This window comes from Vibrio sp. V01_P9A10T6, from assembly GCF_963877065.1.
GTDB classification, from domain to species: Bacteria; Pseudomonadota; Gammaproteobacteria; order Enterobacterales; family Vibrionaceae; genus Vibrio; species Vibrio anguillarum.
The window spans coordinates 1-18341 of record NZ_CAWNTB010000185.1 but is presented as its reverse complement, the minus strand read 5'-3'; the positions used below and the strand labels follow the sequence as shown (position 1 = coordinate 18341).

Annotated in this window: 19 protein-coding genes; 8 read left to right on the top strand and 11 right to left on the bottom strand. The window is 45.5% G+C overall.

Features of this window, described 5'->3' with window-relative positions; all coding sequences use genetic code 11:
- Nucleotides 1–890: WavE lipopolysaccharide synthesis family protein (locus AACQ21_RS14055; RefSeq protein WP_105976951.1), on the bottom strand; the 890-nt coding region annotated here is incomplete at its 3' end.
- A 16-nt stretch (nucleotides 891–906) separates the two neighbouring features.
- Nucleotides 907–1599 carry a 3-deoxy-D-manno-octulosonic acid kinase gene (locus AACQ21_RS14050; protein ID WP_181185549.1) on the bottom strand — a complete coding sequence of 231 codons (693 nt, stop codon included), beginning with the start codon at nucleotides 1597–1599 and terminating at the stop codon, nucleotides 907–909.
- 115 nt (nucleotides 1600–1714) lie between these two features.
- On the opposite strand from AACQ21_RS14050, the gene AACQ21_RS14045 reads away from it, so the two are divergent.
- Entirely contained in the window at nucleotides 1715–2785 is a 1071-nt protein-coding gene (locus tag AACQ21_RS14045; RefSeq protein ID WP_105976949.1) for a glycosyltransferase family 9 protein, read from the top strand.
- Nucleotides 2782–3567, top strand: coding sequence for a glycosyltransferase family 2 protein (locus AACQ21_RS14040; protein ID WP_105976948.1), 786 nt, complete (start codon nucleotides 2782–2784; stop codon nucleotides 3565–3567). The genes AACQ21_RS14045 and AACQ21_RS14040 overlap by 4 nt, the downstream gene beginning before the upstream one ends.
- On the opposite strand, the gene AACQ21_RS14035 is transcribed toward AACQ21_RS14040, so the two are convergent.
- Nucleotides 3536–4570 (bottom strand): glycosyltransferase family 9 protein, encoded by a 1035-nt coding sequence (locus AACQ21_RS14035; protein ID WP_105976947.1) that lies wholly within the window; start codon nucleotides 4568–4570, stop codon nucleotides 3536–3538. The two genes, AACQ21_RS14040 and AACQ21_RS14035, sit on opposite strands and share 32 nt — an antisense overlap.
- A gap of 123 nt (nucleotides 4571–4693) precedes the next feature.
- Between AACQ21_RS14035 and coaD the strand changes: the two genes are divergently transcribed.
- Entirely contained in the window at nucleotides 4694–5185 is a 492-nt protein-coding gene (gene coaD, locus AACQ21_RS14030; protein WP_026028196.1) for a pantetheine-phosphate adenylyltransferase, read from the top strand.
- 15 nt (nucleotides 5186–5200) lie between these two features.
- Here the strand turns inward: coaD and mutM are convergent, their stop codons facing one another.
- The 5 genes from mutM to radC all read right to left on the bottom strand — a co-directional run bounded on the left by mutM (nucleotide 5201) and on the right by radC (nucleotide 8066).
- Nucleotides 5201–6010, bottom strand: coding sequence for a bifunctional DNA-formamidopyrimidine glycosylase/DNA-(apurinic or apyrimidinic site) lyase (gene mutM / locus AACQ21_RS14025; protein ID WP_105976946.1), 810 nt, complete (start codon nucleotides 6008–6010; stop codon nucleotides 5201–5203).
- Between the two features lie 83 nt (nucleotides 6011–6093).
- Nucleotides 6094–6561, bottom strand: a complete 468-nt coding sequence (locus tag AACQ21_RS14020; protein WP_013855728.1) for a hypothetical protein — start codon at nucleotides 6559–6561, stop codon at nucleotides 6094–6096.
- A 135-nt stretch (nucleotides 6562–6696) separates the two neighbouring features.
- Nucleotides 6697–6864: a 50S ribosomal protein L33 gene (rpmG, locus tag AACQ21_RS14015; RefSeq protein WP_010318992.1), complete on the bottom strand. Its 168-nt coding sequence runs from the start codon at nucleotides 6862–6864 to the stop codon at nucleotides 6697–6699.
- Nucleotides 6865–6877: 13 nt separating this feature from the next.
- Nucleotides 6878–7114: a 50S ribosomal protein L28 gene (rpmB, locus tag AACQ21_RS14010; protein ID WP_004397476.1), complete on the bottom strand. Its 237-nt coding sequence runs from the start codon at nucleotides 7112–7114 to the stop codon at nucleotides 6878–6880.
- A 277-nt stretch (nucleotides 7115–7391) separates the two neighbouring features.
- The gene (radC, locus tag AACQ21_RS14005) at nucleotides 7392–8066 is read right to left on the bottom strand and encodes a RadC family protein (protein WP_105976945.1); all 675 of its coding nucleotides are present in this window, start codon (nucleotides 8064–8066) and stop codon (nucleotides 7392–7394) included.
- 221 nt (nucleotides 8067–8287) lie between these two features.
- Here radC and coaBC point away from each other — a divergent pair, with 221 nt between their 5' ends.
- The 4 genes from coaBC to lpxM all read left to right on the top strand — a co-directional run bounded on the left by coaBC (nucleotide 8288) and on the right by lpxM (nucleotide 12305).
- Nucleotides 8288–9502, top strand: coding sequence for a bifunctional phosphopantothenoylcysteine decarboxylase/phosphopantothenate--cysteine ligase CoaBC (coaBC, locus tag AACQ21_RS14000; RefSeq protein ID WP_258174213.1), 1215 nt, complete (start codon nucleotides 8288–8290; stop codon nucleotides 9500–9502).
- A 208-nt stretch (nucleotides 9503–9710) separates the two neighbouring features.
- A complete protein-coding gene (slmA, locus tag AACQ21_RS13995) occupies nucleotides 9711–10301 on the top strand; it encodes a nucleoid occlusion factor SlmA (RefSeq protein WP_013855724.1) in 591 nt (196 codons plus the stop codon).
- A 56-nt stretch (nucleotides 10302–10357) separates the two neighbouring features.
- Entirely contained in the window at nucleotides 10358–11305 is a 948-nt protein-coding gene (lpxL, locus tag AACQ21_RS13990; protein WP_105976943.1) for an LpxL/LpxP family Kdo(2)-lipid IV(A) lauroyl/palmitoleoyl acyltransferase, read from the top strand.
- A 22-nt stretch (nucleotides 11306–11327) separates the two neighbouring features.
- Nucleotides 11328–12305: a lauroyl-Kdo(2)-lipid IV(A) myristoyltransferase gene (lpxM, locus tag AACQ21_RS13985; RefSeq protein WP_105976942.1), complete on the top strand. Its 978-nt coding sequence runs from the start codon at nucleotides 11328–11330 to the stop codon at nucleotides 12303–12305.
- Between the two features lie 101 nt (nucleotides 12306–12406).
- Here the strand turns inward: lpxM and pyrE are convergent, their stop codons facing one another.
- Both pyrE and rph read right to left on the bottom strand, forming a co-directional pair.
- Nucleotides 12407–13048: an orotate phosphoribosyltransferase gene (pyrE, locus tag AACQ21_RS13980; protein WP_105976941.1), complete on the bottom strand. Its 642-nt coding sequence runs from the start codon at nucleotides 13046–13048 to the stop codon at nucleotides 12407–12409.
- Between the two features lie 503 nt (nucleotides 13049–13551).
- Nucleotides 13552–14268 (bottom strand): ribonuclease PH, encoded by a 717-nt coding sequence (rph, locus tag AACQ21_RS13975; protein WP_017042236.1) that lies wholly within the window; start codon nucleotides 14266–14268, stop codon nucleotides 13552–13554.
- 178 nt (nucleotides 14269–14446) lie between these two features.
- On the opposite strand from rph, the gene AACQ21_RS13970 reads away from it, so the two are divergent.
- Entirely contained in the window at nucleotides 14447–15313 is an 867-nt protein-coding gene (locus tag AACQ21_RS13970; RefSeq protein WP_105976940.1) for a YicC/YloC family endoribonuclease, read from the top strand.
- Nucleotides 15314–15418: 105 nt separating this feature from the next.
- Here AACQ21_RS13970 and AACQ21_RS13965 read toward each other — a convergent pair whose 3' ends face one another.
- Nucleotides 15419–18307: an Ig-like domain-containing protein gene (locus tag AACQ21_RS13965; protein ID WP_105976939.1), complete on the bottom strand. Its 2889-nt coding sequence runs from the start codon at nucleotides 18305–18307 to the stop codon at nucleotides 15419–15421.
- Between the last annotated feature and the right edge of the window lie 34 nt (nucleotides 18308–18341).

The window sequence follows — 18341 nt, the reverse complement described above, 5'->3', positions numbered from 1 at the left end:
GTCTTAATCATGAATGAAAAATACCAAAAAAATTTAAATTTCAATGGAGTACTTTTAGTTTTTAAAAATTCTTTTTCATATAACCACTTCCATCTTTGAAACGTAATAAAATCGTAGGGATAGCCATTTGACTGTTGAAGGCGTTTTGGTACCTCTAATCCAAGTTCATCTCCGTCAACAATGATAAGATTATTGATCATAAAATTATATGACTGTTGCCGCGCAAAATGGTCACCATGTTCATCTGTTAATTCATCAGGATATAGCTTCCTTGCGGCATGGCTCCAAATCTTCTGTTCTACATTGACGCTATCATTTGGATAATGTTTGTGCTGTTTTTTACCACTCAACGCTGATTGGAAATCATAATCACTATACATATGACAATCCCATACTTTAAGTAGATCTTCCACCTCACCAAATTGGAAAAAATCAGAGAAGAAAAAAGGTACATGTAACCCCCTCTCAAACTCCTTCGCAAAATAATTAGAACAAACAAGCCGATTATTCAGTATTGCATAATTATCTCTGCGTAAAGGGAATTGCTCAAACAGTTCTAACATCCTTGTTTTGTTTAATATATTGTCAGCTCTCAATTTCGCAGCAAATTTAGTTTTAACATAACGTAATCCAGAAACAGTTGACACAATTTGCCTATTTATATTGATAGGTATAGGATCGTTTTGTTTGCTATACACAAATACCGTAGAACCTGGATCTTTGTTATAAATAATGAGATCAGCTTCAATATCTTGTGTATTTTCTCCTTCCCAAGTGGATATGATAATTTGGCAGCCGGGGAAAATTGATCGTAAACGTTGAACAGATATTGAGGTAATAGACGGAGCAATAGGTCCTTGAATAACGAATGTAATCTGCTCGAATAGCATATTTTTACTCTTCATTTTAGCACTTAGAAATAATGTGAAAAGCTTCAGGAATCCAATGAATCCCTCGCTTACGGACCTCTTTCTCAAACGATCGCTTCAATCTATCTAAATTTCCTTTCTTCCAGCTCTCGCCTTGTTGCTGGCAGCACTTATCAAAATCAATAATCCATACCTTCTCTTGGCCATCAATCAAGATGTTATGGATATTGAGATCGGTGTGATTGACTTGCGCATCATGCATTTTGCGAATTTCTAGACCTATTTTTTCATACATTTCAGTCGGTAATGGACGTTCTTGTAAAATAGACACAAGATCGCGGGCGTTCGGGATTTTTTCGCTGAGTAAATCTGCCTGATAACAAAAAGTGCGCTTTACTGCTCGCGCGGCAATCGGGCGTGGAACATTTACCCCAGACTCTCTCAGAGTATTGAGCAATTCGAATTCTTGGAAACTGCGCGTTTTCTTCCAACCGGAAAAAAAGTAGTGATCACTAACTAACTTACCGAACAATCCACCACGCTTATAGTGGCGTAGTGCTGCTTCTATTTTTTCAGCTTTTACAAACCATGTCGTACCGCGCCCAGTAGCACTACCAGTGACGTTACCAGCCTGCTGCCAAAACTCAGGGTTAAAACAGCGGAGCGGATCCTCAACTAACAAATGCTCGTCATACCAAATTGTTTGATTCTCTTTTTTCAGCGTTTTCATCGTTTCACTTTTTAATGACGAGATTGAATGTGCTTCATCGTTCTTGTTTGGCATTTTACATTTATCAGCGCTGTCTGCATAATTCTTACTAACTTTCTCTATACCGATGTCACTTATGGCTCTCTTTTCTTCTGCTCCACGCTCAATTTGTGTGTTACGCCTGTCGGCGATTGGCGATGTGTGCAATGCAGTGGCCGCCGTGCAAGCAATTCAACACCAATGGCCTGAAACTCATATCACGTGGATCACTGGAAAACTGGAAGCGCAGTTACTCACTGATTTGCCTAATGTAAACGTGGTTATATTCGACAAAAAACAGGGATGGAAAGCATATCAAAAACTGTGGGCAGAACTTAAAGGGCAATCCTTCGATGCGCTTTTGCATATGCAGTATGCCTTTCGTGCCAGTATTGCCACTCTGGGTATTAAAGCTAAATATAAACTCGGTTTTGATGCCGCCCGCAGCCAAGATTTCCAGCACCTGTTTACCAATGTAAAAGTGATATCGCCTCAAGCGCCTCATGTATTAGATGGCTTACTCGCGTTTGCAAAGTGCCTTGGAATCAAAGAACTAGAACCTAAGTGGTCACTCACTTATTCGGATTCCGATCATCAATGGGCCAAGCAGCAACTTGCACATTCAAAGCGTAATTTAGTCGTGGTTCCTGCCGCGAGTAAGGCTTATAAAAATTGGACCGCTGAAGGTTATGTAGAAGTGATAACGCATGCTCAACAACTTGGTTGGCATATCATTTTAGCCGGTAGCCCTGCGCAAATTGAAGTTGATCTAGCAGTCGAAATAGCGAGTAAACTTACTCAGCCGGTACTTAATGCCGTTGGTAAAAGCCAGCTTAAAGAGATGTTGGCACTGCTCGACTTAGCCGATTTAGTGATAGCGCCAGATACAGGCCCTGCGCACATGGCCAATGCAATGAATACTCCCGTTATCGGTTTATACGCTCACCATAATCCGCAGCGCACAGGGCCTTATCAGTATCGTGATTATGTGGTGTCGGCTTATGATGAAGCACTGTTTGCCGAAACAGGAAAAACGAAAGAGCAAGTCAGTTGGCGTACTCGCGTCAAAGATGAACAAGCGATGCAGCGCATTCAAGCAAGCCATGTTATCCAAATGTTTGATAAGATAACGGCTGATTTTCAGCTAAACCCAATATCCGAGGAATGAATGTGAGCAAACCTACTTTAGCCGTTGCGCTGATCGTTAAAAATGAAGCGCAACATCTGCAAGCTTGCTTGGAAACCGTTCACCAATGGGTAGATGAAATCGTCGTCTTAGATTCAGGTAGCAGTGATAATACCGAAGAGATTGCGCGCCGTTATACTCACAAGTTTTTTGTTAATTCGCAGTGGCCTGGGTTTGGCCCACAGCGCCGCTTAGCGCAGTCGTATGTCGAGTCTGATTATGTGTTGTGGCTAGATGCCGATGAACGCGTGACCAAAGAGTTAAAAGATAGCATTCAGCAAGCGGTCGCGGCTAATAAACCCAATACACTGTATCAATTTGCCCGTTTAAGTTGGGTTTTTGGCCGCTATATTCGCCACTGTGGTTGGTATCCTGATCGCGTGTTGCGCCTCTACCCAACTCAATTAACGCAATATAACGAGGCTTTGGTGCATGAAAAAGTCGAAGTCGCAGATGGCATGAAAGTCGAGAATCTTGCAGGTGATGCGATTCACTACACCTATAACGATATTCATCATTATTTAGTTAAATCCGCAGGTTATGCCAAGGCATGGGCAGAGCAACGAGAAAAACGTGGTAAGAAAAGCAGCATTAGCCAAGGTATTTTGCATGCGTTTGGCTGCTTTTTGAAAATGTACGTTTTAAAAGCAGGCTTTTTAGATGGTAAGCAAGGCTTCTTGCTTTCTTTATTATCGGCGCACTCAACCTTTGTTAAATACGCCGATTTATGGGTTAGAACCAGTACTGAGCCACCCAAGGGTTAAGTTCGACTAACACCGCATTAATATCAATGCGGCTCATATCGGCCTGAGTTTCTTTGTCTTTTGCTTGTGGTGGACAAAAGGCAATGTGGCGACCTTGTGAATTCAATGGTCGCCAACGCAGTGGCGTGGCTGAACGTTTGGCGGGGAAAAAGCCAACTGTGGGCACATCAATCGCAGCGGCAATATGCAAAGGCCCGGTTGAACCTGCAATAAAAATATCAGCGCAAGCAATCGAGCGTGAGAAATCAACAAGCCCTTCATTTTTATCATACAGTGCCGCTCGCCCGCCCTTTTCTTCAATCAAAGCTTTTAACTGCGCGGCTTTCGCCTCTTCTCCCGGCCCGGCGGTGAGGATAATTTCTTGCTTGCCATCAATCCCCATCACTAACTGCGTGTATTGCTCTAGCGACAAATTATTCGCTGAACCGCCGCTTCCGGCATGAACAAACACCCACGGTTTACTTATATCGAGATGAAGTTGCGTAGCCAGTTTGCTTTTTTGTTCAACCAGCTTCGCTTGATCAAATTGCAGATAAGGTGCGCTCGGCTCGACAACCTCTTTGCCAATATCATGCAAAAAAGCGCGTACCAAATCTAAGTTATACTCATATTCTGGTTTGGCTGATTGAGAGCGTTTTTGCTTAATTCGTTTGTTATAAAAAATTTGAGCGAATTTAGTCGCCGGCGCTAAACGATAAGGAATACAAGATTTCCAAACTAATCGTGCATTGTAAGTGGTCGAGAAGAGGTTGATCGAAGCATCAAAGTGTTGCTGTTTAATCGCTTGAATACATTGCTTTTTCTGCGCAGAGGACGCGTTTTCGGTTGGGTCAACCATCACCGCATCAATCCACGGGCAAAGCTCGGCCAGCGCGACGGTATAGCTGGGGACTAACGCGGTAATATGGCAATCTGGCAACGAGGCTTTTAGCATCGCAAAACTTGGCCAAGCCAGCATGAAATCACCAATTTTATCGTTACGGATCACCAACAACTTATTCATCGTCTCTTCTCTCACTCGCTAAGTGTCACAGTTTAGTGCGGGCTACATCATACCGAGTTCAATAGGTAATTTTGAGTCTTTTTGTTAATATCAGTGCCAGTTAACCAATATGAGCCTTCCACTGTGAGCCAAAAAAGAATTTCGCGTGTGATTTATCCCGGCACTTTTGATCCCATCACCAATGGTCATTTGGATCTGATCGAACGCGCCGCCAATATGTTTGATGAAGTGATCATCGCCGTCGCCGCCAGCCCAAGCAAAAACACCATGTTTACTCTGCAGGAACGGGTCGCCTTTGCCAGCGCAGTCACTCAACATTTAGAGAATGTCACTGCCAAAGGATTTGCTGGGTTAATGGTCGATTTTGCGCGTGATGAAAAAGCCAATGTGCTGATCCGCGGTTTGCGTACTACGGTTGACTTCGAGTATGAATTTGGTTTGACCAACATGTACCGCCGTTTGATGCCGGGGCTGGAAAGTGTGTTTCTTACGCCATCAGAGGAGCATGCGTTTATCTCCTCCACCATTGTGCGAGAAGTGGCGATTCATGGTGGAGAAGTTGATCAATTTGTTCCTGACATTGTCGCTAACGCCTTGCATGGCAAGAAAATATAGCCTTTAGGACGTACCTTATTTTTGGCAAGCAGAGCAGAAAAAGGTGTTACGCTGACCAATTTTCAGCGCTTCAATCGCTTGCCCACACGCTGGGCAAGGCTGCTGCGCTTTGCCATACACATTAAGCTCTTGAGCAAAATAGCCCGGTTTGCCATCCGCTTGTGCAAAATCTTTTAAGGTTGTGCCACCTTGTTGAATCGCCGTTGCTAAGACTGATTTAATTTCTCGCACGAGGCAATTCCACTCAGTCAGTGTCAGCGAATGAGCGGGCCGAGTGGGGAGAATTCGCGCATTAAACAGTGATTCACTCGCGTAGATATTGCCTACGCCAACCACTACTTTATTTTCCATAATAAATTGCTTAACAGCGATACGTTTGCTGTTCGCTTTTTGCACAATATAATCTGCATCAAAATCATCGGTTAATGGCTCAGGACCGATATTACTCAACACCGAGTGGCTTGCTCCTTGTTCGCACCATAGCCAAGCACCAAATCGACGTGGATCGTGGTAGCGCAACACCTTGCCATTGGTTAATCGCAGATCAACGTGATCATGCTTACCTGCCGGAAAATCACACTCCAATACTCGCAATGAACCTGACATTCCCAAGTGAACAATCGCACTGCCAATATCGGTCTCTATCAATAAATATTTGGCTCGACGGGCAATATTGCGGATCACTTGCCCTTCTAACTGTTTCAGCTCTTGAGGGATGGCCCAACGTAATTTGGGCGTGCGAAATGTCAGTTGTTGGATCGTTTGCCCAACTAAATGCGGGCTAATCCCCATTTTACTTACTTCAACTTCGGGTAACTCAGGCATGATACATCTCGATTCTTCGTTCGTCGTTATTGGGTATTGGTTATTCGTTCTTGGTTTGTTCAACGCTCACGAGAAATAAAGGCTCAGTTCGGAAAAAGAAAAGCTTCTTCTACCGAAAGTGCCACCCATTTCTCTTGCCAATTTTTCAATAACCAAAACTGGGGGGTTTGGTAGTAGGTGATCCTTTGCGGCTCTTCGCGATCCTGATACCACACCTCCACGGTTTGTGGGTTGCGTAGTAGAGACGCAAGCGACTCGTAAGTGGCATCATCAACTTCAGTACCAACTAAACTCTGCCAGCGTTGTGCCAATATTTCAGGAGCAACTGAAATTGCTTTGCTTGATCGCCAACGGTTTTGATTCAGTTCAAGTGACCAGTCAGTAAAATGCAGTGCTTGCAGCTGTGCATTTGGATTAATCACATAAGGATAAGGGCTAGCAGGCGGTTCAATAAGATAAGTTTTGATGACTGTGGGTAAATTCAAAATGGCAATAAAAGCAATAACAGCCAAGATAAGAATATTATTCCAACGGCGGCGATTGATACGCATAAGTGATCCCTAAGAGTTTATCTTTGAGTAACTTAGCACATTATAGTGAGAGCTGACATTGCAGGGTACAAATTCCAGACAATAAAAAACCCAGCCAAAGCTGGGTCTTTCAATGCTTACAAAGCGTAAAATCAATTACTTGATTTTGCCTTCTTTGTAAAGAACGTGCTGGCGAACTACTGGATCAAATTTCTTGATCTCAAATTTGCCTGGCATGTTGCGTTTGTTCTTGTCAGTTGTGTAGAAGTGACCAGTACCTGCAGAAGATATTAGTCGAATTTTCTCACGAATGCCTTTAGCCATTGCTCAATTCCTCTTAAACGTTTTCGCCACGTGCACGGATATCAACAAGAACAGCATCAATGCCTTTCTTATCGATGATACGCATGCCTTTAGCAGTTAGACGTAGTTTAACAAAACGTTTTTCGCTCTCTACCCAGAAACGATGAGTTTGTAGGTTCGGCAGAAAACGACGCTTAGTAGCATTTCGTGCGTGTGAACGGTTGTTACCCGTTATTGGACGCTTACCAGTTACTTGGCATACTCGGGACATGAATGTCTTCTCCAAATCGTTTCAGCTCGATATCAACCTTGGTGGCCGAACCTCGTTCTCGATGTATTAAGAAGTTTGAGGTTAAAAACCGTTATGGAAAATCCATACAAGGCTATCAAAGGTCGCGTATTATACTAACTTGACATGCATTGCTCAAGACCCGAACAGATCCTTTTTACGGATTTGGCGATCTTTTTTTAAGCAGAGCTGATTTAGGTTGATAATTTAGTGCGCGAATCATACCAGAATAATCTTAAGTCACAACCTAAAATGTGATTCAAATCCACCCTCTTTCTGCAAAAGAAATTACCTCGCCATCGCCCACCACAAAATGGTCCAAAATACGGATGTCCACTAACGCTAGTGCATCGGTTAATCGACGTGTGATTCTGCGATCGGCTTGGCTAGGCTCAGCAACGCCTGACGGATGATTATGGGCCAATATTAATGCCGCCGCATTATGGTGGAGTGCTCTTTTAACTACCTCACGAGGGTAAACGCTGGCCGCGTCAATCGTCCCCTCAAACAATACTTCATCGCTGATCACTCGGTGTTGATTATCCAAAAACAGAATATAGAAGGCTTCTCGATGGCGATCGCGTAGCACACTCGATAAATAAAGCTTGGTTTGCTCTGGGCTAGTCAAAGCGCCACCTCGTTTGAGCGTTTCGGCCAAATAGCGCTGCGTCATTTCAAGCACCGCCTGCAATTGAACGTATTTGGCTTCGCCCAACCCTTTATGGCGGCAAAACTCTTGCTGGTTGGCCGAAAAAAGCGTTCGAAGTGATCCAAACTCACGCAGCAGCAGATCCGAGAGAGCGAGCACATTCATTCCTTGAGTGCCAGTACGAAGAAAAATCGCCAGCAGTTCAGCATCCGATAATGCCTGAGGACCGCGAGCAAGCAATTTTTCGCGTGGCATTGATTCTGTGGGCAGTGATTTGAGGCTCATTAAGCACTCCTAGGGCTAAAGATACCCAGACAACATAGAGAAATAGCCAAGCCTGCAACTTTGCTTCTCTTTATTTAGGCTTAATTCATGGTTTTTTGTAATTGATAAGTGATGAAAGACGCAGAAACACTCGTCCAATATGAAAGGATTGAGCGGATCATAAGGTCACTCGATGCGAGAGTTGTGCTAACATAATGCGCAGAATTTTTGAGGAAAAGATAATGCAAACACTGGCAGGAAAAAAGATTCTGCTCGGCATTAGCGGCGGTATTGCTGCGTATAAATGTGCTGAGCTAACGCGTCGCTTGATTGAACGAGGCGCTCAAGTACAAGTGGTGATGACTCACGCGGCAAAAGAGTTTATAACGCCACTGACCATGCAAGCCGTCTCTGGCAGGCCAGTTTCAGATAGCTTATTAGACCCAGCCGCCGAAGCGTCTATGGGCCATATTGAACTTGCCAAATGGGCAGACTTAGTCCTACTGGCTCCCGCGACAGCGGATCTCATCGCGCGCGTCGCCGCAGGGATGGGTAATGATTTACTCACCACTTTGATTTTAGCCACCAATGCGCCAGTGGCCGTCTCGCCGGCAATGAATCAGCAGATGTATCGCAATATTGCTACGCAAGAGAATATTGCCACGCTTAAACGCCGAGGCATGATGATTTGGGGCCCAGCAGCTGGTGAACAGGCGTGTGGCGATGTTGGCCCGGGCCGCATGCTTGAGCCAATGCAATTGGTTGAGCGCTGCGAGTTTTTTTTCCAAACAGAGGTGGCAAACAACACACTGCTCGCCGGTAAGTCACTGTTGATTAGCGCAGGTCCAACCCGTGAAGCACTCGATCCAGTCCGCTATATCAGTAACCACAGTTCAGGCAAAATGGGGTATGCGATTGCGCAGGCCGCCTCTCAATTGGGCGCGAAAGTGACTCTGATCAGTGGCCCGGTCAATTTGCTCACACCGCCACAAGTACAACGTATTGATGTGGAAAGTGCCTGCGATATGCATCAGCAAGTGATGGCGCAAGCGCAATCACATGATGTGTTCATCAGTTGCGCCGCCGTAGCCGACTATCGCCCTGAGATCGTCGCCGATCAAAAGATCAAAAAAACCGATGCGAGCGATCACATGCTCATCACCATGGTCAAAAATCCCGACATCGTCGCCAGCGTAGCTGCATTAAAAGAAAACCGCCCGTTCACAGTAGGCTTTGCGGCTGAAACGCAGCAAGTTGAAAAATATGCCCGCGCTAAACTGCTCAACAAAAAACTGGATATGATCTGCGCCAATGATGTTTCTGTTGCGGGCCAAGGCTTTAATAGTAACGACAATGCGCTGACCGTTTATTGGCAAGGCGGAGAGCAAGCATTACCTTTGAGTTCAAAATCTGCATTAGCTCACGCGCTGATGCAACTGATCGCGAGTCAACTGTAGGCTACAAACAGACGTTCTAAGCTTCTTTTAGGGTTCATAGCGTTTATTGGGTGGTAAAATCACCACCCAGTTCAATCATTTTCATTTTTACGCTACGCAGTCCGAAAACTGTCCGTTAAACTACTGCGCTTAATGGACAATACCCAAACCATCTGAAGGGTATAAATATTTGCTCACAAGCATGTGGTAACTAAAAGGAAATCGGGTCATGGCCGTCAATAAGAAAATCAATCGTCGTGAAGAGATTCTACAAGCACTCGCTGAAATGCTGGAATCTAACGATGGTGCATCACGCATCACCACAGCAAAGCTAGCCAAACAAGTGGGCGTTTCTGAAGCGGCTTTGTACCGTCATTTTCCGAGTAAAGCACGGATGTTTGAAGGCTTGATTGAATTTATTGAAGAGTCTTTAATGTCGCGGATTAATCGCATTTTGGATGAAGAGAAAGATACACTCAACCGCATCCGCTTAGTGCTACAGCTTATCTTGGCTTTTTCGGAACGTAACCCGGGCTTGACACGAATTTTATCCGGCCATGCTCTAATGTTTGAAAATGAGCGACTGCGTGAACGGATCAACCAACTGTTCGAACGCATAGAAACATCACTACGTCAGATCCTTCGCGAACGTAAACTGCGTGAAGGTAAATCCTTCCCCGTCGACGAAAGCATTTTAGCCGCTCAACTGCTTGGCCAAGTGGAAGGAAGCCTAAATCGCTTTGTGCGATCTGACTTTAAATACCAACCGACGGCAAATTTTGAAGAGTATTGGGCATTATTAAGCGCTCAGATTCAGTAAAAACAAACCACCACCGTCGTGACAAAGAATCATCATCAGTGAAAGAATCAAGAGTAATGAGCAAAGAAAAATACGGTAAACCTGAGTTTTCCCTCTCGCTACTGCACCCTAAATATTGGGGCGTGTGGCTTAGCTTTGGGCTACTCGCTTTAGTGGTCAACCTGCTTCCTTATTCTGCGTTACTAAAAATAGGACGCAGCATGGGCGCGTTTGGAATGCGCTTTGCTAACAAGCGAGTACACATTGCCACGCGTAATCTACAGCTATCTTTTCCAGAGAAAAGTGCAGGTGAGATTGAGCATATTGTTAACGAAAACTTTAAAAACACCGGCATGGCACTGATAGAAACCGGAATTACTTGGTTTTGGCCGACTTGGCGTTTTGCTCGCCTACTTGATGTGAAAGATGTCAGCGCCCTTTTGCAACTCAAACAAGAAAAACGTGGCGCACTGCTGTGTTGCGTACATGCGTTAAATTTAGAAATTACGGCACGTGCTTTTGGTGTAATAGGCCTTGAAGGCTATGGCGTTTACCGCCCACACAGCAACCCTGCGTATGAATTTATCCAATACCGTGGTCGCACACGCAATGGCAATAAACTAATCTACCGCACCGACATTAAACAGATGATCCGCGTACTCAAAAAGGGCGAACGCCTATTTTATCTACCCGATCAAGATTACGGCCATAACAAATCGGTGTTTGTTCCCTTCTTTGCGGTCAAAGAAGCGTGTACCACCACAGGCACCAGTATTCTGGCTTATACTAGCCAATGTGCGATTGTGCCCGGTTCAGGGTTTCGAAACGCCAACGGAAAATACGAAATCATCGCCGATAAAACCATTGATGGCGACTATCCAAAAGATGACATGACCGCCGCCGCCGCTTACATGAATAAATACGTTGAAGAAGTGATTCTACGCGCACCAGAACAGTGGATGTGGCTGCATAAGCGTTTTAAATCTTTGCCAGATGAAACGTTAACTAACTCTCGCTATTTATAACTAGAAAAAGGTTTTGCTTTCAATGAGCAACAACGAAAACAGCACAGACAAACACCTGCACAACCCCACATTCCAATGGTCTTTTTTACACCCAAAACATTGGGGAACTTGGATTGGGATCTTCTTTGCCGCTCTGTTCGCCTTTATACCACCCGCATGGCGAGATAGGCTAGCGCGCAAATTATCCACCTTTGCGGTACGCAAAAACGGCCGTGTTGTACGCCGCACGCGAGTGAATCTGGAAAAATGCTTTCCTGAAAAATCCCCGCAAGAACGCCAGGCTATTTTGGAAGAAACCTTTGTCAAAGCAGCACAATACATGCTCGGTTATTCGGAGTTTTTGGTTCGTTCCACAAAACACAATCAGCAACGCGGCATCATGATTGGTGAAGAGAACTTATTGCCATTGTTAGATGCTGGCGAGAACGTGATCATTCTCGCCCCTCATGCTTGGGCGGTCGATTACCCTGCGGTAATGCTTGCGGCAAAAGGCTATAAAGTAACCACCATCATGAAGCCGCAGCGCAATCCTATCGGTGATTGGTTAATGCACGTCCAACGCATGCAATATGGCGGGCGTATTTTTGCGCGTGATGCTGGAGTAAAACCGTTTGTACGTTCAATTAAAGATGGATACTTAGGCTACTGGCTGCCCGATGAAGACTTTGGCCCGGCCAACTCGGTCTTTGTTCCATTCTTTGGCACTGAAAAAGCCACGTTAAAAGGTTTTGGTAAAATGGCGCGCCTATCAAAGGCGAAAGTCGTGCCAATTTTGCCTGCTTATAACGATAAAACCAGTAAGTACGAAGTGCATATTTTGCCTGCATTAGAAAACTTTCCAACGGGCGATGAAGAGCAAGATGCACGCGCTATGAATAAGGCGATTGAAGATTTAGTCACACCACGCCCAGAACAGTACATGTGGAATTTATCACTGTTGAAAACGCAGCGTGATGGCTCGGAAATTTACGATAACTCGCACCATGGTGATCAAAGTTAATCGCTAGAATCACTAAACTCATAACAAACAAGCCCCGAGCGTCAAACTCGGGGCTTTTACTTTTCAATAAGTGGCTCTACGATTCGCAAATAAGTTGATGCTTAAATTCCGTACTGCGCACGATACGCTTTTACCGCCTCAAGGTGCTTAGCATCTGCCCCTTTCTCTTCAAGGTAAGTAACCAGATCGGTCAGGCTAACAATTGAGATGATCGCGCAACCAAAATCACGCTCGACTTCTTGAATTGCAGAAAGCTCTCCTTTGCCTTTTTCTTGGCGGTCAATTGCCACCAAGACACCAGCAAGATCCGCACCGTTAGCTTGAATGATTTCCATCGACTCACGAATGGCAGTACCAGCTGTAATGACATCATCCACCAGCATAATGCGCCCTTCTAATGCGCTACCGACCAAGTTACCGCCCTCACCGTGGTCTTTCGCTTCTTTACGGTTAAAGCAATACGGCGTATCAACATCATGATGATCAGCCAACGCTACTGCAGTTGTAGTCGCAATTGGGATCCCTTTGTACGCAGGTCCAAATAGCACATCAAACTCAATCCCAGAATCGACTAAAGCAGCGGCATAAAAACGCCCTAAGCGCGCTAAATCACGGCCAGTATTAAACAAGCCAGCGTTAAAGAAATAAGGGCTTTTTCGGCCAGACTTCAAAGTAAACTCGCCAAACTTCAAGACTTCTTTGTCTAGTGCAAATTCAATAAATTCACGCTGGTATGCTTTCATGATTTTCTCTCTCTTAACTCATACACTTTGGTTTATTTCGCTTTCCCAACAAGAACAACCCCCTCCTAGCCTCCCCCTAAAAGGGGGAGGTACTAAAGTGGTGCTCACCTCCCCCGAAAAGAGAGAGGTACTAAGCTGGTGCTCACCTCCCGAAAAAGGAGAGGTACTAAGATGCTGCTCGCCTCCCCGAAAAAAGAGAGGTACTAAGCTGGTGCTCACCTCCCCCAAAAAAGAGAGGTACTAAGCTGGTGCTCACCTCCCCCAAAAAAGAGAGGTACTAAGATAATGCTCGCCTCCCCTAAAAAGAGAGGTACTAAGATAATGCTCGCCTCCCCTAAAAGGGGAGGTACTAAGATGATGAATTCCCTCCCCTCAAGGGCAATATTAGGAACACTTCCTTTATTCCCTCCCCTTATAGGGGAGGGTTAGGGTGGGGTCATCACGTACAACAATACAATGAATAAAACGGGCAAAAAAATAGCCCCCAACTGGGAGCTACTTGATCAATCTAATAACGATGCTTTCTGCGCTTCAACAATATCAGCGATGCCTTTCTTGGCAACGGCCAGTAAATCCATCAGCTCTTCATGGCTAAACGGTTCACCCTCTGCGGTGCCTTGAATTTCAATCATCTTACCGTTTTCAGTCATCACCACATTCATATCAGTGTCGGCGGCAGAATCTTCCACGTATTCCAAATCACATAAAATGTTTTCACCCAAGATGCCAACTGAGACAGCAGCAACATGGCCTTTCATTGGATTCTTCTTCAATTTACCGCTAGCAACCAGATGAGCAAACGCATCCGCTAGTGCCACACTTGCGCCCGTAATTGATGCAGTGCGAGTACCGCCGTCCGCTTGAATAACGTCACAGTCAACCGTGATCATCACCTCTGGCATTGCCTCTAAATCCACCACAGCACGTAAGCTGCGAGCGATGAGACGTTGGATCTCCATGGTGCGGCCACCTTGCTTACCGTTGGTCGCTTCACGACGAGTCCGTGAATGGGTTGCACGTGGCAGCATGCCGTATTCGGCAGTAACCCAACCTTTACCCTGACCTTTCAACCAGCGAGGAACACCCTCTTCGACAGTGGCATTACACAATACTTTGGTATTACCAAATTCCACCAATACTGACCCTTCAGCATAAGCAGTGTAGTTGCGAGTGATTTTAATTGGGCGAATTTGATCGGCCGCGCGGTCATTTGGACGCATAGTGCATCTACCTTTTATCGGGTGAGACGGAATCGATTGGGGCGAGATTATAGCGGATTAGCCGCCTTGACGCTAGGTTGGTCACCCTTTGCATTGGCGTGAACCTAGTACACGCGTGAAGCTAGTGCTAACATACCTCTCGTTTGATATTTCATCTTCGTGAGCAAAGGACAAATCAATGATTTACAGCATGACCGCGTACGCGCGTAAAGAAGTTAAAGGTGATTGGGGTACTGCGGTATGGGAAATTCGCTCGGTAAACCAACGTTATCTTGAAACCTACTTCCGCCTGCCGGAACAATTTCGTGGTCTTGAGCCTGTACTGCGTGAACGCTTTCGCCAACGTTTAGCGCGCGGCAAAGTAGAATGTCACTTACGTTATGAAGCAAACCCTGCGGCTAAAAGTGAGCTGAATATCAATGAAGCACTCGCCAATCAAGTGATTAAAGCCGCCAACCAAGTAATGCACATGACGGGCGAGCTAAGCCGCATTAATCCGTTTCAAATCATGCAGTGGCCCGGCGTAATGGAAACGCCAGAACAAGACATGGACAGCATTAATAAAGCCTTATTAGCAGGCTTTGATGACGCAATCATTGAATTCATTGACGCACGTAGCCGTGAAGGTGACAACATGAAGGCGTTAATCGAACAACGCCTGACGGCGATCAGTGAAGAAGTGGTAAAAGTGCGCGCACGCATGCCAGAAATCCTGCAATGGCAACGTGAACGTCTATTGACTAAGTTTGAAGAAGCAAAGATTGAGCTTGATGCAACGCGCGTCGAGCAAGAGCTGATTTTACTTGCACAAAAATCAGACGTTGCCGAAGAGTTAGACCGCCTCGATTCGCATGTCAAAGAAGCACGTAATGTGCTCAAAAAAGGCGGCTCATGCGGCCGTAAGCTCGATTTCATGATGCAAGAATTTAACCGCGAATCGAACACGTTAGCCTCGAAATCAATCAGCACCGACATCACGGCCTCTGGCGTTGAACTTAAGGTTCTGATTGAGCAAATGAGAGAGCAAATTCAAAACATCGAATAGTTTTTCAGCTTCGGCGATTCAGATTAAGTTGATGACGATGGATAAAAACACGGAAGGCACCATGGCCTTCCGTTATCTAGTTAACTCACAAAGTAACCATGCAGGCTACTTACTCACACTGATCATTTCGTTGAAGTACTCGACTTGCTGTTCCATGCTCAGACTTTGATTATTTGAACCCAACGCCCAGATAAAGAAACCACCGTAACCATTCTCTTTTTGCCACTTGGCACGGTTGAGGTTGTTTTCACGGCTCTCCACAAAATTGCCGTTTGGCCCCCACTGGCTATTGATCGTATTGCCCAAAACAATTTTCGACTTATCTCCAATGTATTGAGCGTAATTGGCCATCGCGACATCGTAGAGGAAGTTTTGGCCGGCGTCATAGGTCATGACGTTGAAGAAATCGAAATCGTTCTTGGTTGCTTGTAACAGATCGATCACTTCACCATGGTGAGACGAGCGACCTGATGGCTCAACGTAAGAACAATTTTCAAACACACTTGAATCCATGCATGCCACAGGATCAGCACCGACGTGGTATGTGGTCAGCGACAACACTTTATTGTCTCCCACTTTTTGGCGTATCAGTTTAATCAATGCGGTTAGGTCTTGGTTCTCTTTATCGGTAATGCGCGCTGCTTTCTCGAAGTCGAAGTCAAGACCATCGATTTGCACATAACCCGCTAATTGGTACTTGCTGTAATCACATTGGCCATCACCCCCCGTCGCAAGGCAGTCACCCACCACCTCTTCTGGTTTTAGGTTCTTCTTATAGACAGGGAAGGGTTTGTTGACCAATTCAACGAGGCCATTGGCCACCGCCTCCCGATTTGCATCGCTACCAATCGCAGACCAAATACTTTCATAAGTTTGACCACCAAACGCGACCATCATGGTGACATTGCTATTATCGTGTTTTAAGGTTGACCACGCTAAGTACTGAGATGGCATCCAATCTGGGTTGTAAATTGGTGGGGTTACCATGTCATCAGAAATCGTAATGTTGCCGCTAGCATCCCATTTACCGAACGATAATAAATAACCGTCACCTTCAGAATTAAACAGTTTTTCATAATCGTTTAATCCCCAAGAAGTGAGATAACTAATGGCACGGTCTGGGTTATCGGCAAGGCCACCACCACCGGTACTCTCTTTCACTGTAATATTCGATGGGGCTGACATTTGCTCTTGATTAGCACTGTTGAGCGCCTTTGCGTAAATAGCGTAGTTGCCTGCTTGCGCTCCAATCCACTCATATTCATAAGGTGCTTCGGTGTCTTGATTCAGCACCTTACCGTTGGCAATAAACGTCACAGACGCCACCTCGCCTTCATAGCTCTTAGCATCCGCTTTGATTGAGATCGCTCGGCCTTCAAAGAAACTTGAACCGTCTACAGGGGCAGAGAGTGACACCAGCAGATCTTTATCAGTAATGGCAATCGAAATCGGTGCAGTTTGAGCACTTGCGCCTTGATCGTCATACGCGGCAACCGTGAGAGTGTATTGTCCTTCAACTTGAGCAGGCACAGTGATGGTATAGAGATCGCCCGAAGAAGAGGTGGATGTTGCAACGACTTCGCCATTCAATTGAACATCGACACGCGCCACTTGGGTATCGTCGGTCGCCTCAACGACCACCTCAAATGGCTGATTAGGTGCTATTTTTTGTCCATTTTCTGGCGATTGAACATGCACTTCAGGAACAGGGTTAGGATCGCACTCACCAACGTCATTCCATGCATCTTTCCATGCATCTGGATAATTTGGATGCCCAGTACCCGGTGTCCATACTGGGTTACCACACCAACCTGCGATTTTACATGAGTAGATATGGCCAATATTGGTTACCTCATCTCCCACTTGATAGCTCACGCCATCTTGGTACTGAGCAACGTCACCGCAACTACCACTCACATCAGTAACCGTAATCGTCAGATTTTTTTGTGTTACATGCCGTTCATCATCTTGCGCTTCAACACGTAATGCAGCGCTTCCGGCCGTTTGAGGGGTCCAGTCACAAGAGAACACTTGCTCTGTTTTGGCATCGATACTGCAAACTTCGGTGTCATTAGCAAAAAATTTAACGGTAGCCAGATCATTATCAGCATCGGTCACTTCAGCAGAGATCGTCAAACTTGTGCCTTGTGGGTGGGATGATCCCGCTTCTGGGGAAATGAACTCAACGACCGGAGGATTAGGCGCCGTCGATTCTGACTCGACAGAAACAGGCACGCTTTGCTCAGAGAGCTTATCGCCTTCCTCATTGAACGCGATAACTGAAATGGAAGCGGCTCCTATTTCTTTCGGTTGCCACACTTGCTGATACTCGGTGACACCTTGCTTCAATGGTTGTTGAGCAATTTTGTCTTGGTTAGCCCAAAACTCAAGCTTACCGGCACTCTCACCATCAATACGAGCCATAATGCTAACGTCTGTGCCCGTGTATACCACTGAATTTGGCGCTGGAGAGAGAATATCTAGCGAAAAATCGGGCGGTGGTGTGATGCCCCCTTCCATTTTCACAATAACAGAATCTTCAAAAGCACTCAGGTTTTCCAATGAACCAGCAAAAGCTATCGTCAAGGAGAGTGATTCTGAGGAATTCAGAACGCTGTCAACCCAAGCACCTTCAGGGAATTTGAGCGCCACTGAATGGAGAATACCGCCCGCTTGAGCGGTATGAGATAGATTCCACGTAGGATGAGATAGCGCCGATGATTGCCAACCTATATCGTTAATCGCAACGGGTAATACAAATTCGATGACCGCATCGCGCATATCCGCTGACTCTGCTCCTGTATTTTTAATCGCTAAGGTGTAAGTGCTCCACCACTGCCCCTCTGACTCAGCTACCGCATCCGCGCTAAACTCAACAGCAATAGCCTGAGATATTGGATTTAAAAGTAGGCCAGAGAAAAGGAGGGTTAGGCCTAAAGCCCGATAGTAGTTTTTATCGGCCACTGAGACTGGCGTGTCTTTTTGATTAAACATTATTTTATACCCTTATATTAGATTTATAATATTC

Excerpts from the sequence above, each read along its gene's own strand:
- AACQ21_RS14050 (WP_181185549.1), bottom strand. The coding sequence starts at position 1,599 with ATGAAAACGCTGAAAAAAGAGAATCAAACAATTTGGTATGACGAGCAT.
- AACQ21_RS14045 (WP_105976949.1), top strand. The coding sequence starts at position 1,715 with ATGGCTCTCTTTTCTTCTGCTCCACGCTCAATTTGTGTGTTACGCCTG.
- AACQ21_RS14040 (WP_105976948.1), top strand. The coding sequence starts at position 2,782 with ATGAATGTGAGCAAACCTACTTTAGCCGTTGCGCTGATCGTTAAAAAT.
- AACQ21_RS14035 (WP_105976947.1), bottom strand. The coding sequence starts at position 4,570 with ATGAATAAGTTGTTGGTGATCCGTAACGATAAAATTGGTGATTTCATG.
- mutM (WP_105976946.1), bottom strand. The coding sequence starts at position 6,010 with ATGCCTGAGTTACCCGAAGTTGAAGTAAGTAAAATGGGGATTAGCCCG.
- AACQ21_RS14020 (WP_013855728.1), bottom strand. The coding sequence starts at position 6,561 with ATGCGTATCAATCGCCGCCGTTGGAATAATATTCTTATCTTGGCTGTT.
- rpmG (WP_010318992.1), bottom strand. The coding sequence starts at position 6,864 with ATGGCTAAAGGCATTCGTGAGAAAATTCGACTAATATCTTCTGCAGGT.
- rpmB (WP_004397476.1), bottom strand. The coding sequence starts at position 7,114 with ATGTCCCGAGTATGCCAAGTAACTGGTAAGCGTCCAATAACGGGTAAC.
- radC (WP_105976945.1), bottom strand. The coding sequence starts at position 8,066 with ATGAGCCTCAAATCACTGCCCACAGAATCAATGCCACGCGAAAAATTG.
- coaBC (WP_258174213.1), top strand. The coding sequence starts at position 8,288 with ATGCAAACACTGGCAGGAAAAAAGATTCTGCTCGGCATTAGCGGCGGT.
- slmA (WP_013855724.1), top strand. The coding sequence starts at position 9,711 with ATGGCCGTCAATAAGAAAATCAATCGTCGTGAAGAGATTCTACAAGCA.
- lpxL (WP_105976943.1), top strand. The coding sequence starts at position 10,358 with ATGAGCAAAGAAAAATACGGTAAACCTGAGTTTTCCCTCTCGCTACTG.
- lpxM (WP_105976942.1), top strand. The coding sequence starts at position 11,328 with ATGAGCAACAACGAAAACAGCACAGACAAACACCTGCACAACCCCACA.
- pyrE (WP_105976941.1), bottom strand. The coding sequence starts at position 13,048 with ATGAAAGCATACCAGCGTGAATTTATTGAATTTGCACTAGACAAAGAA.
- rph (WP_017042236.1), bottom strand. The coding sequence starts at position 14,268 with ATGCGTCCAAATGACCGCGCGGCCGATCAAATTCGCCCAATTAAAATC.
- AACQ21_RS13970 (WP_105976940.1), top strand. The coding sequence starts at position 14,447 with ATGATTTACAGCATGACCGCGTACGCGCGTAAAGAAGTTAAAGGTGAT.
- AACQ21_RS13965 (WP_105976939.1), bottom strand. The coding sequence starts at position 18,307 with ATGTTTAATCAAAAAGACACGCCAGTCTCAGTGGCCGATAAAAACTAC.